The following is a 12,770-nucleotide window of genomic DNA, read 5'->3' on the forward strand; positions in this document are numbered from 1 at the left end:
TGATCCGAGCAGGAAAACTCAGGATGGCGGTTTGCCTGGTGCCCCCGGGCTTCCGGCACCGCGCGCTTCCTGCCAGGTGGTGCCGATGGTCTGCCCCGATACATGCGGATAGCCATGCTTGACCGTACCGGGAGCGTTGCTGCCCGCCGGGCCGTCGAAGGTGGCGACCGTGGACTTCTTGCCCGGCGTCAGCTTGGCTTCACGATGTGCGATGTAGATCGTCGAGGCCACGATGATCAGCGCGCCGACCACCGTCCAGATGTCCGGAATCTCGCCGAAGAACATGAAGCCGAATGCGCCTGCATAGATCAGCCGCGCATAGTCGAACGGGGTCACCGCCGTCGTCTCTCCCACGGCATAGCCCCGGATCAGCATGGACTGTCCGATGGTGCCGACGACGGCCAGGCCGACCAGCATCGCGAAGACTTCCAGGCTGGGCGTCTGCCAGTGATAAAGCGCGGGGCCCAGCACGACGAAGCTGAGGACGAAGCTGGACCAGAAGACCATCGTGTTGGGGCTGTCCACGCGCGAGAGGATCTTGATGAAGATGGTGATCACCGCGATCAGCGCCGCCGCCCCCAGCGCCACGAAGGCAATCGGGTCGATCTCGCCGCCGGGCCGCAGCATGACGATGACACCGGTGAAACCGACCAGCGTGGCGATCGTCCGGCGCATGCGGATCTTCTCGCCCAGGAACAGGACTGCCAGCGGGATCAGGAACAGCGGCTTGGTGAAACTGAGCGCGGTGACGTCCGCCAGCGGCAGGTTCGCCACCGAATAGAACATCATCAGCAGCACCACACCGCCGATCAGGCCGCGGATCAGATGCATGAAGGGCCGCTTCGTCCTGACTGCCGACAGCCCGCCCTTCAGCGCGAAGGGCGCGATCACCAGAAAGCCGAAGAAGGCGCGGAAGAAGGCCACCTGAAACGGATGCAGTTCCTGGCTCGCCAGCTTGATGAACACGCCCATCGACGACAGGAAGATGCCGGCAACAAGCAGCCACAGGGCACCCTGTACGTTGGGCGGCAGTTTCTTCAGCGATGCAAGCAAGGGAAATCCGTCGTCAGTGAGAGCCCGATGTTAGACCAGCATCGCCTTAAAAGCGCGTGAAGATCGCGCAGGGGCGGTCTCTCGAAACCGCCATGCTGTTCGCCCGCCGATCCAACACCACCTCTCAGCCGACGGCTTCGCGCTTCACCTTGATGCCTGCCGCCTCGCGGTCCCATGTGTCGGCGGTGATGCCCTCGTCCTTCAGGTTGACCTTCTGCACCTTCTGCGTCGGCGTCTTGGGCAGATCGTCGACCACCCGGATGTAGCGGGGCAGCATGAAGTGGGCCATGCGCGGTTCCAGGAAACGGAACAGGGCTTCGGCGTCGATGCTTTCTCCCGGCGCGGGCGAGACGATGACCATCACCTCGTCCTCGTTGAATTCGCTGGGCACCGGAATCGCCGCCGCCTCGCGCACCGCCGGATACTGCGTGACCTCGGATTCGACCTCGAACGAGGAGATGTTCTCGCCCCGGCGGCGGATCGCATCCTTGATCCGGTCCACGAAGAAGAAATTGCCATGCTCGTCATACTTGAAGGCATCGCCGGTGTGGAACCAGCCGTTGCGCCAGGCTTTCGCGGTCGCTTCCGGGTTCTTGTAGTAGCCACTGTTCATGGCCCAGGGCCGGTCGGTGCGGACGATCAGTTCGCCGACCGTGCCGGGCGCCACCTCGCAGTCGTTCTCGTCGACCACGCGCACCTCGACGCCGTCGCGGGCCTTGCCACAGGTGCCCAGCGCGGGCGGATTGGCTTCCGAGACGATGGGCGAGGAAATCTCGGTCATGTTGAAGCCGGTGAACATGTCCACGCCATAGCGCCGCCCCAGCGCCAGCGAATCCTCGTTCCACGGGATGGTGACGATGGAGCGCATCGGATGGTCCTGATCGCGGTTCGACGGCGGCAGCTTCAGCAGGAACGGCGTCATCGCGCCGACCAGACAGGTCGAGGTGACGCCCTTCTCGCGCACCGACTCCCAGAAATCCTCGGTTCGGAAGCTGTTCTCGATCACCACCGAGCCGCCATGATGCAACATCACATAGACGAAGATCGTGCCGCCCACATGAAACAGCGGCAGATTGACAAGCACGCGATCCTCTCCGGTCAGGAAGTGATAGCTCTCGCAGGCCATGGCATAGGCTTGGAGGTAGGGCGACAGCACGGCCTTCGACGGTCCCGTCGTGCCGGAGGTGAAGATGATGTACTGGTTGTCCCAGGGGGCCACGGGTTCGTCGGCTTCGGCTTCCTCGTCGGGCTGAAGCGCTGTTTCCGGGTGGCTGGTCAGCCCCGCCATCGCGGTCGCGTCGCCACCGATGACGATGGCATCGGTCAGGGCCGCGCGGTCCACATCCGCCAGCCGCGGCATCAGTTGCGCATGCACGACGATCAGCCTGGCATCCGACAGCGCCACCACATGTTCCAGCAGGCCGCCGCGGTAGCTGGTGTTCACCGGCACGTAGACGGCCCCCAGCATGTTGAGGCCGAACCAGGTCAGGATCGCCTCCTTGCCATTCGGCAGCCAGGACAGCACGTGGTCGCCCCGGTTCACCCCGAGCTTTCGAAGTCCCGCAGCCGCGCGGCGCGCGCGGACCAGCATGTCGGCGTAGGTCCATTGGTCACCGTCTTCGAAGATGGCAAAGACCCGGTCCGGGTGCGCCGCCGCCCGCTTGTGCAGCATGGCACCCACAACGCAGTCCTCGAAAGGTGGAATCCGGCTGTCGTGAACGGTCATGATCATCCCTCCCCAGAGATTTGCCGCCACAGGGTACACCAGTCTCTCACCGGGTGGCCATCGCCCGCCACGCGCATCTGATTTAAGTAAATCACAAGCTTTTCGTGGTGTTTTATGAACGACCGTTCTCTGCTCAGGTCTGAATCCGACCTTGATTGATATCGATCTCAGAACCGTGCTGCTGATGTCGTTCGCGATGAACGTGGCGGCCGCCTACTTCATCGGTGCACAGCGCCGACCGCCGATCGAGTCGGCGGCCATCGCCAAACGGCTGTGGTCCATCGGCTTCACCATCATCGCATTCGGCGGACTGCTGGTCGCGATGCGGGGATACATCCCGGACCTGATTTCCATCGTGCTGGGCGAGATCATGGCCATCGGCGGGTTTGGCGTCACCATCCTGGGGACGCGGGTGTTCTTCGGTGGCACCGTGAGGTGGTGGCCGGTTGTGACCGTCGCCGCCTTCATCGGCCTGTCGATGCTGTGGTGGGGCTTCGTCGATGCGGACGGAAAGATGCGTGTCCTCGCCCTCGGTCTGGCCGGAATCGTCCTCTGTGGCTGGCTGGTGGTGAGCCTGCGCCCCTGGATTTCCGCCCGCGTGATCGGCGACTGGACGCGGATACCGGGCGGTATCATCGCGGGCGGATTTGCGTTGACCATCGTTGCGGCTCTCGTTCCGGTGATGCGGGGACCCGACTTCACCGACTACCTGCAAAGCGACGGGCTGGTCACGATCACGATGGCGCTGTTGCGCGTCGTCACCATGATCTTCGCCCTCTGGTCGCTGTCGCTCCTGACCGGCAAGCTTGGCAGCAGTCTGCGTCGCGAACTGAAATCGCGCGACCGGTTGATCTCGATCCTGGCGCACGACCTCCGCACGCCCTTCAACAGCCTCGTCGGCGGCACCGACGCGTTGCAGCACTTCGTGAAGGCCGGCGATATGGAAAAGGCCAGCCGGACAGCCGAGAACGTTCACGAAGCGTCAGGACAGGCACTGGCCCTGGTCGACAGCCTGCTGGCGTGGGTCCGGATTCAGATCGCGGGCAGCCAGCGCGGGCCGGTGTCCCTTGCCGAATCCTGCCACGCCGCGTTCGAGCCGCTGCAGCGCAGTTTCGCCCAGAAGGACATCGCGCTTGAAAGGAGCATCGATCCGTCCGTGTCCGCCATTGCGGAACAGGGCGGCGTGGAAACCATCCTGCGTAATCTGCTCAGCAATGCCCTCAAGTTCTCCTCGCCGGGCAGCCAGGTCGGCCTGTGCGTCGCGCAGGAAGGTGATCGTGCCGTCCTGATCGTCAGGGACCAGGGAACGGGCATGGACGCGGAGATCCTGCAGAGGATCAACGACCCCGAGAAACGCCATACCAGCAGCGGCACGTCCGGCGAGAAGGGCAATGGCTTCGGGCTGATCTTCTGCCGCGATCTTGTGCACAGCTATCGCGGCACGCTTTCGATCCAGAGCGCGCCCGGTGAAGGGACGACAGTCCGGGTCGATCTGCCCGCAGGCCCGGTCCTGCGCGCCGAACCGGACCACGCCATCGCCGCGTGACAGGCCTCAGCCGCGCCAGAACCGGCGCGTGAACAGCACCATCACCGTCAGAAACTCCAGCCTGCCCAGCAGCATGCCAACCGCCAGCAGCCACTTGGCCGCGTCGGGCAGGGGCTGGAACGTGCCGGCGGGCCCGATGATATTGCCCAGGCCCGGCCCGACATTGGACACCGCCGTCGCCGCACCCGAGATCGCCGTCGTCAGGTCCAGGCCGGTCAGCGTGAGCAGGAACGCCAGCATCCCGAACACCATCGCGAACAGGAAGAAATAGCCCATCACCGCATCGATGACGTGGGTCTCCAGCGGTCGTCCGTTGAAGTGGGGCACCATCACGGTGTTGGGCCGGATCAACTGATTGATCTGCACCCGCGCGCTTTCGAACATGACCCTGAACCGGAAGATCTTGATCCCGCACGAGGTCGAGCCAGCGCAGCCGCCGATGAAGGTGAAAAAGAAGAACAATGCCGTCGCCGACCGCCCCCAGGAGCCGTAGTCGCTCGTCGCATAGCCGGTGCCGGTGATGATGGAGATCGTGTTGAACGTTGCCAGACGCAAGGCTTCGAGCGCGGAGCCGTCGCGGTCCAGCAGGCTCGTCAGCAGCAGCACCAGCCCGATCCCTGTGCCGACGGTGATGAAGAACCAGCGCACCTGTGTGTCGCGCCAGAGCAGCATCGGCCTGCCGCGGATGGCCTGCAGATACAGCACGAACGGCAGCGAGCCCATCACCATGAAGATAATGATGATCCATTCGGCGGCGTCGTTTTCCAGCCCGCCGACCGAAGCATCGCTGGTCGAGAAGCCGCCCGTGGCGACCGTCGTCATGGCATGCGCAATGGCGTCGAACGCTGGCACGCTGGCCATGAACAGCGCGGCTGCGCAGGCCAGGGTCAGCACCAGATAGGCAATGGCCGTCGCCGCCGCGATCTGGGCCGCGCGCGGCAGCGCCTTGTCCGACTGTTCAGAACTTTCCATGCGGAAGAGCTGCATACCGCCGACCTGAAGCAGCGGCAGCACCGCGATCGCGGTGACGATGATCCCCACACCGCCCAGCCACTGCAGGATCGCCCGCCACAGCAGGATTCCGGGCGGGGTGTCGTCCAGCCCCGTGATCACGGTCGAACCGGTGGTCGACAGGCCGGACATGGCCTCGAAGAAGGCGTCCGTGTAGGAAAGCCGGAGTTCGCAGAAAACCAGCGGCAGCGCGGCAAAGGCCGGCAGGACCACCCAGACGCTGCTGGTCAGGATGAAGGCCTGCCGTACGGTCAGCTGGATACCGCGCCGGTAGGTCGAGGCGATCAGCGCGCCGCCGCAGAACAGCGTGATCACGGCTGCCGACAGGAATGCCGCGTAGTCGGGATGGTTCAACGCCAGATCGACCAGCGCCGGGATCAGCATCGCCAGCCCCAGCATGGTGATCAGCACTCCGTTGATCAGCAGGACACCGCGCGGATCACCCATGAATCAGGTTCCGCTCAATTCACGGAGCGGTCGGATGTCGGCAGATCCAGCGAGAACACCGGCACCTGCACCGGGAACCGCTCTCCCCGTTCGCCGACCATCTCGAAATGCCCGCCCATGAAACCGCTGGGCGTGCTCAACGGACATCCGCTGGCGTAGCTGAAGCTCTGCCCCGGCGAGAGCACGGGCTGCTTGCCCACGACCCCGGGGCCCTGCACCTCTTCAATCCGACCATTGCCGTCCGTGATCCGCCAGTGGCGGTTCAGAAGCTGTACGGTCTGATCGGAGTGATTGTTGATCGTGATCTCGTAGGCCCAGACGTACTGCCCCGCCCCGGGATCCGACTGACGCGGCAGAAACACCGGTTTGACATGCACCGAGATGCCGTCCGTCACGGCAACATACCGGCCCTGCTCGTCGAATTGCGAAGTCTCGTCCATCGACGCATACAGCCCGATTTTTGGCAGCGATGGAAGCCCTCGCGAACGCGCCGCCAGATCGTTTGCCGCTTTGACGGAATCACCGTCGGACTGACGCGGCGCAGCGCACTTGCGCCGGTTGCCCGCCCGGCCGTCTCTGCCACGGGACACGCCCGGCGACTTCCCAGGACGTCACCCACAGAAAAGGGCCGCCGGCGGAACCGGCGACCCTGATCTTCAGAACGCTATCGGGTTGGATCAGGAACCGGAGCCGACGGCACCGTCCAGAACCTCACCGAAACGCTTCCAGCCTTCGCCTTCCAGCTTCATCAGCTGCCACTGCTCGATCGGATAGTAATCCGTCGGGCTGGTGTTGATCATGACACCCGGCAGAAGCATCGGCGCGCGATAGTCCTTCAGGTTCGCAGCCTGCTTCATGATGTTCTCACGGCTGAGATCGTCGCCAGCCTGTTCGAGAACCTTGATCATGGTGTTGCAGGCCGACCAGCCGAACGCGGTGAACGCATCGGTCTTGTCGCCATCGGGATAGTACTTGTCCATGAAGTCGGACCAGACCTTGTATTCATCATCGCCCTGCCACTCGGGATCCGTCGGATCCTTGAAGTAGGCGGCGGAGATGATGCCCTGGCTCTTGTCGAAGCCGGCCTTGGAAATCACCGAACCGATGGAGCTGGAGACGTTGTTCAGGATCTGCAGCGGGTTCCAGTCGATCTCGGCGATCTTGGTGATGGCCTGGGCGGCGAACTTCGGCGTGGTGACGTTGAAGAACACGTTCGCGCCGGAGTTGGCCAGGTTCACGACCTGGGATTCGATGGTCGGATCGGTGACCTCGTAGGATTCCTTGGCAACGATGATCTCGTCCGCCTTGTCACCCAGACCGATTTCCATGCCGTGCAGGTAATCCTTGCCGTAGTCGTCATTCTGATACAGCACGGCGACCTTGGGATCCTCGACGGTGTCGAGAATGTAGCGGGCGTAGACAATGCCCTCGGACTGGTAGTTCGGCTGCCAGCCCATGGTCCACGGGAAGTTCTTCGGATCGCCCCACTTGGTGGCGCCCGTCGCGACGAACAGCTGCGGCACCTTCTTCTTGTTCAGGTACGTGTGAACGGCCGAGTTGGTCGGCGTTCCCAGACCCTGATAGACGAAAGCGACCTTTTCGCGTTCGACCAGCTTGCGGGTCTGCTCCACCGTACGCGGCGGGCTGTAGCCGTCATCGACCGAGATGAAGTTGATCTTGCGGCCGTTGATGCCGCCCTTGTCATTCACCATGTCGAAGCACGCGCTGATCGACTTGCCGATCGAGCTGTAGGCGGCCGCAGGGCCGGAATAGGGATTGGTATTGCCGATCTTGATTTCGGTATCGGTCACACCCGGGGCATTTCGCGCCTCGGCTGCGCCGGCCGCCACGACGGCGACGGCCGCTGCGGCGATCAGACTTTTGGTCTTGATGCTCATGTATATCTCCTCTGCATGTCGGGCCTTGGGTATTCAGTCCGATTCAGTGCGCCCATCACCGATCGGTTAGAGTGGAACTCTATCGGGTTTTTCCGATCTTGCGCACCAGAATCTGAACCAGACCTGTCGCACCCATCGGCATGACGTAGACCGCAAAGATCAGCAGCAGCCCGTAAACCGTCCAGGACAACCCCTGCGGATTGTTGACGTCGATCATTTCACTGACGTGGAAGTCGAAACCGTAGACCATGAACACGTTCAGCAGAATGCCGATCACGATACCGCCGACGAAGCCGATCATGGCCTGTGCGAAGGTGCCGATCTGCCGGCCGATGATCAGGCCGATCAGGCCGATCGCGACGACGAAGACGAACAGACCCAGGTTGGCCGCCAGACTGTCGCCCAGATTCGGGACCTCAAGGACGAACCAGCCCCCGAAGATCGCGCCGAACAGGCTTGCAATCCCGCCCACGACGCCGCCGACCAGGAACTTGATGGCCTCGGCGAAGGTAAAGCTCTCGGGCGCGAGATATTCATCCATGATCGCGAACAGCGACCCGGCGACGCCCGTGAACATGGCGCTGACCCCGAAACAGGCCGATTTGAACATTGCCAGATTGATGCCCATCGTCTTCGCAGACAGCGGGTTGTCACGAATGGCGATCAGGGCGCGGCCCGTACGCGAGTTGATGAGATTATAGGCGAGCCAGAAAAAGATCACGACGACGATGGCCGTGAAAATATACTTCCATCTGTCCAGAGACATTTCCTGACCCGAGACCGACATTGCGATCGAATCGACCCATGCCGGCGGATAGGGTGTGTTGAGCGAGATGCCCTGCACGCCGCCCGTCAGCGGAGCCAGACCGTCGTATTTCAGGATCTGCGGCGTGGCGATGGCCAGCGCGAACGTCGCCAGCGCGAGAAACAGACCGTCAAGCCGCAGGGCCGGCAGGCCGAACAGGAATCCGACCACAAAGCACAGTGCGGCCGCGGGCACGATGGTCGTCCAGTAGGGCATGCCGAACTGATCCATCAGCACGGCGGTCGTATAGGCGCCTACCGCGAAGAAGGCGCTGTGCCCCAGCGAGAACTGGCCGTTGAAGCCGGTCAGGATGTTCAGCCCCAGCACCGCGAGGGCATACATCAGGATCTTGCCGAACTCGTAGATGTCGTAGCCGTCGTAGAAGACAGGCAGGATGACGATCACCAGCAGGCCGATCAGCAACGCGATCTTTTCCCAGAGCAGGAGCGGAACGCCCAGCACCAGGATGCGTTTCTTCGGATTCTCCTGCAGGAACCAGGGGCGGATATCGGCGGGATTCGAAACAGACATCAGCTTAGACCCTCTTAACCTCTTGGCGCCCGAACAGACCCGCCGGTTTGATCAGCAACACCACAATAATCAGCATCAGCGCGACGGTGAGCTTGAGCTGGCTGCCCACGACGAAGGTGCCCATCCAGTTCTCCAGAATGCCGACCAGGAAACCGCCCAGCACCGCACCGGCGGGGCTGGTAAGCCCGCCCACGACCGCGCCGGCAAAGCCATACAGCAGGGTGCCCAGCATCATGTCGGGCGTCAGGAAGGTGATCGGCGCGATCAGCATGCCGGCAACGGCACCGATCGCGGCGGCCAGACCCCAGCCCAGCGACAGCATGAACTTGACGTTGATGCCGACAAGCCGCGCCGATTCAGGCGCAGCAGCCGACGCCCGCATGGCCAGTCCGATCGGCGTGTAGCGGAAGAATGCGTAGATCACGCCGAGCATGACGAGAGTCACCCCGACCATGCCCGCTCGATGCGCGCTCAAGGGCACGCCGTCGATCAGCGCCTCATGTCCGAACGGCGTCGGGAACTGCTTGGGCGTGAAGTCGAACAGGAACCCGGCCATCGAATTGAAGATCGAGAACAGCGCGATGAAAACGATGATATGGCTGAGCACGGGCGCGTTGGCGATGGGCGCGAACACGACCCGCTCGACAAGGCCGCCGCCGATCAGCGAGATCACGATGCAGGCGATGAAAGCCACGCCGTAGGGCAGGCCGACCTCCGCGATCAGGAACCAGGCGATGTAGGTCGAGAACATGGCCATCTCGCCCTGGGCGAAATTGAAATGGTCGATGGCCTGGTAGATCATCACGACGGCCAGTGCCAGACAGGCGTAGATCGCGCCGCTCGCGAGGCCGCTCAGGGTCTGCTCAATGAAAAGATCCATCTGCCTCTTTCCTCAATAACCCAGGTACGACTTGCGTACCTGTTCATCATTCATGATTTCGTCGGCCGGACCGGACATGGCGATGTTGCCGGTTTCCAGGAGATAGGCCCGCTTGGAGATATCAAGCGCCAGATTGGCGTTCTGCTCCACGACCAGCATGCTGACGCCTTCCTCGCGGTTGATCGTGCCCAGGATCTTGAACAGTTCCTCGGTGATGATCGGCGCGAGACCGAAAGACGGCTCGTCCAGCAGCATGATCTTCGGGCGCAGCATCATCGCGCGCCCGATGGCCAGCATCTGCTGTTCACCGCCCGACAGCGTCCCAGCCTGCTGGTTGCGACGCTCCTTCAGACGCGGGAAATAGTGATAGACCCGTTCGTAATCCTGCTCGATTTCCTTGTCGCGGCGCGTGAAGGCCCCCAGTCGCAGGTTTTCCTCGGTCGTGACGCGAACGAAAGTGCCGCGCCCCTCGGGCACGTGCGCGATGCGATGGCGGCTGACGATCTTTTCAGTGGGCATGTCGATGACATCGTCACCTTCGATCATGATCGAGCCTTCGGACCGGACCATGCCGCAGATGGCGCGCAGGCTGGTCGTCTTGCCCGCACCGTTGGCGCCCAGAACCGCGAGAATCTCGCCCTCTTCCAGTGCGAAATCGACGCCGTGAAGGGCTTCGATCTGACCGTAGTAGGCCTTCAGGCCCTTGACTTCGAGAATGGCCATCAGTGTCCCGTCCCCAGATAAGCCCTGATCACTTCCGGATCGTTCTGAACCTCTTCCGGCGTGCCTTCAGAGATCTTCCGGCCAAAATCGATGGCGACCACCTTGTCGGAAATGCTCATCACCAGCCCCATGTGATGCTCCACCAGCAGCACAGTAATGCCGCGGTCGTCCCGCAGCTGCTGGATCACGGCACCCAGTTCATCCAGTTCGTCGTGGTTCAGACCGCCCGCCGGTTCGTCCATCAGCAGCAGTTCGGGGTCGGAGGCCAGCGCACGCGCCAGTTCAACCCGCTTCTGCGTACCGAAGGGCAATCCCGCAACGATGCTGTGCGCAACATCGCCAAGGCCGAGATACTCGATCAGCGCACCCGACCGGTCGCGCAGTTCACGTTCCTCCCTGCCCCGTGCGGGCAGCCGCAGCGCGTTGGAGATGAAATCGCTCTTGGTGGTCGAATGACCGCCGACCATGACGTTTTCCAGCACCGTCATCGTGCTGAACAGCGCCAGATTCTGGAATGTCCGGCCGATGCCGATGTCCGCAATATGATGCGGCGGACTCTCCAGAATGGTCGCTCCCTTGAACCGGATGTCGCCCTCGGTCGGCACATACAGCCGGCTGAGGCAATTGAACAGCGTGGTCTTGCCTGCGCCGTTCGGCCCGATCAGGCCAACGATCTTGCCTTCCGGCATCGTGAACGACACGCCGTCAAGCGCGACGATGCCGCCAAAGCGGACATGAACATTATCGACTTCGAGGATCTCTGTCGTCATCGCGCATCACCTGCGCAGAATCCACGACGTGCCACAAATCGGCGCACGCTGCTCCTCCCCTGTATCCCGGTAATTGTAGATTACTTCCGGGTATTGCTTCCCTGAGTGGTCCTTATTAGCAGCGTGTAAACTGCCGTCAAGCGCCGAAGCGCGTTGGTCTGTTCGCATGGCCGGAACGGTTGTGACCGGCCCCTGCCCGGCATAGTCTGTCAGCCAACTGATCTGAACTGGCTGAAACGGGGAGCAGAAAATGCGCAGCATGCAGTTTGACGAATACGGCGCGCCACTGAAGGAATTCACGTACGAGAACCCGGAACCGCAGGGTAAGGAGGTGCTCGTCAGGATCGAGGCCTGTGGTGTCTGCCACTCCGATATTCACCTGCACGAGGGCTATTTCGACATGGGCGGCGGCAACCAGGCCGATGCCAAGCGGGGCCGCAGCCTGCCGTTCACGCTGGGTCACGAAATCGTCGGCGAGGTCGTGGCCGTCGGACCGGACGTGAAGACCGCCGCCGTCGGCGACAAGCGAATCGTCTATCCCTGGATCGGCTGCATGGATTGCGACATCTGCCATGAGGGGCATACCGAGCTGTGCACCCGCCCCCGCAATCTGGGCGTTCATGTCGATGGCGGCTATGCCGACCACGTCATCTGCCCCGACGAGCAGTTCCTGTACGACTACGGCGACGTGCCGACGGGCCTTGCGGCGACGTACGCATGTTCGGGCATCACCGCCTATGGCGCGCTGATGAAGGCCAAGCCGAACGCCGAGCGCGGCGGCTTCATGGGCATCATCGGTGCCGGCGGCGTCGGCATGGCCGGATTGATGATCTCGAAGGCCGCGGTCAAGGCCAAGACCATCGTGTTCGATATCGACCCGGCCAAGCTGGAAGCCGCGACCAGGGCGGGGGCCGACTATGTCTTCGATCCGTCCGACAAGGCGACCCGCAAGGAAGTGGCCAAGCTGACCGGCGGCGGCCTGCCCGGCGCGGTGGACTTCGTCGGTTCGGACAAGACGGCGACCTTCGGCGTCACCTCGCTGGGTGCCAGCGGCATTCTGGTCATCATCGGCCTGTTCGGCGGGGCCATGACCATTCCGGTGCCGCTGTTCCCGTTCAAGAACATCACCGTGCGCGGATCGCTGGTCGGCAGCCCGGCCGAGATGGGCGAACTGATGGAACTGGTCAAGGCGGGCAAGGTGCCGCCGATGCCGGTTGCGGAGCGCCCGCTGGACGCGGCCTGGGACACGCTGGAAGACCTGCGTGCGGGCAAGATCGTCGGGCGTGTTGTCCTGACGCCGTAACGGCTTGTGAACCGGCGATGCCACACCCCGGTCCGGCGCTGCCGGACACGGGGGTGACACGCCTTTCTGGATTTCAA

Annotated in this window: 11 protein-coding genes; 2 read left to right on the forward strand and 9 right to left on the reverse strand. The window is 62.9% G+C overall.

Annotated features, from left to right (window positions below):
- Positions 1 to 18 precede the first annotated feature (18 nt).
- Together ACN0X7_RS16550 and ACN0X7_RS16555 are read right to left on the reverse strand one after the other, a co-directional pair.
- Positions 19 to 1,053: a DMT family transporter gene (locus tag ACN0X7_RS16550; RefSeq protein WP_417519282.1), complete on the reverse strand. Its 1,035-nt coding sequence runs from the start codon at positions 1,051 to 1,053 to the stop codon at positions 19 to 21.
- Positions 1,054 to 1,177: 124 nt separating this feature from the next.
- Positions 1,178 to 2,779 carry an AMP-binding protein gene (locus ACN0X7_RS16555; protein ID WP_417519284.1) on the reverse strand — a complete coding sequence of 534 codons (1,602 nt, stop codon included), beginning with the start codon at positions 2,777 to 2,779 and terminating at the stop codon, positions 1,178 to 1,180.
- 151 nt (positions 2,780 to 2,930) lie between these two features.
- Between ACN0X7_RS16555 and ACN0X7_RS16560 the strand changes: the two genes are divergently transcribed.
- Positions 2,931 to 4,325 (forward strand): sensor histidine kinase, encoded by a 1,395-nt coding sequence (locus ACN0X7_RS16560; protein ID WP_417519286.1) that lies wholly within the window; start codon positions 2,931 to 2,933, stop codon positions 4,323 to 4,325.
- Positions 4,326 to 4,331: 6 nt separating this feature from the next.
- Here ACN0X7_RS16560 and ACN0X7_RS16565 read toward each other — a convergent pair whose 3' ends face one another.
- The 7 genes from ACN0X7_RS16565 to ACN0X7_RS16595 form a co-directional block, all read right to left on the reverse strand.
- A complete protein-coding gene (locus ACN0X7_RS16565) occupies positions 4,332 to 5,783 on the reverse strand; it encodes a TrkH family potassium uptake protein (protein ID WP_417519288.1) in 1,452 nt (483 codons plus the stop codon).
- A gap of 14 nt (positions 5,784 to 5,797) precedes the next feature.
- On the reverse strand, positions 5,798 to 6,223 hold the full coding sequence (gene apaG, locus ACN0X7_RS16570) for a Co2+/Mg2+ efflux protein ApaG (protein WP_417519468.1): 426 nt from the start codon (positions 6,221 to 6,223) through the stop codon (positions 5,798 to 5,800).
- Between the two features lie 237 nt (positions 6,224 to 6,460).
- The gene (locus ACN0X7_RS16575) at positions 6,461 to 7,681 is read right to left on the reverse strand and encodes an ABC transporter substrate-binding protein (protein ID WP_417519290.1); all 1,221 of its coding nucleotides are present in this window, start codon (positions 7,679 to 7,681) and stop codon (positions 6,461 to 6,463) included.
- Positions 7,682 to 7,760: 79 nt separating this feature from the next.
- Positions 7,761 to 9,017, reverse strand: coding sequence for a branched-chain amino acid ABC transporter permease (locus ACN0X7_RS16580; RefSeq protein WP_417519292.1), 1,257 nt, complete (start codon positions 9,015 to 9,017; stop codon positions 7,761 to 7,763).
- Between the two features lie 4 nt (positions 9,018 to 9,021).
- Positions 9,022 to 9,897: a branched-chain amino acid ABC transporter permease gene (locus ACN0X7_RS16585; protein ID WP_417519294.1), complete on the reverse strand. Its 876-nt coding sequence runs from the start codon at positions 9,895 to 9,897 to the stop codon at positions 9,022 to 9,024.
- Between the two features lie 12 nt (positions 9,898 to 9,909).
- On the reverse strand, positions 9,910 to 10,623 hold the full coding sequence (locus ACN0X7_RS16590; protein WP_417519470.1) for an ABC transporter ATP-binding protein: 714 nt from the start codon (positions 10,621 to 10,623) through the stop codon (positions 9,910 to 9,912).
- Complete coding sequence (locus ACN0X7_RS16595) at positions 10,620 to 11,390, reverse strand: ABC transporter ATP-binding protein (RefSeq protein ID WP_417519296.1); 771 nt, start codon at positions 11,388 to 11,390, stop codon at positions 10,620 to 10,622. Before ACN0X7_RS16595 ends, ACN0X7_RS16590 begins: the two co-directional genes overlap by 4 nt.
- A gap of 250 nt (positions 11,391 to 11,640) precedes the next feature.
- Here ACN0X7_RS16595 and ACN0X7_RS16600 point away from each other — a divergent pair, with 250 nt between their 5' ends.
- Complete coding sequence (locus tag ACN0X7_RS16600) at positions 11,641 to 12,693, forward strand: alcohol dehydrogenase (RefSeq protein WP_417519298.1); 1,053 nt, start codon at positions 11,641 to 11,643, stop codon at positions 12,691 to 12,693.
- The last annotated feature ends 77 nt before the right edge of the window (positions 12,694 to 12,770 follow it).

The sequence above is a fragment of the Minwuia sp. genome, assembly GCF_048263705.1.
GTDB lineage: Bacteria > Pseudomonadota > Alphaproteobacteria > Minwuiales > Minwuiaceae > Minwuia.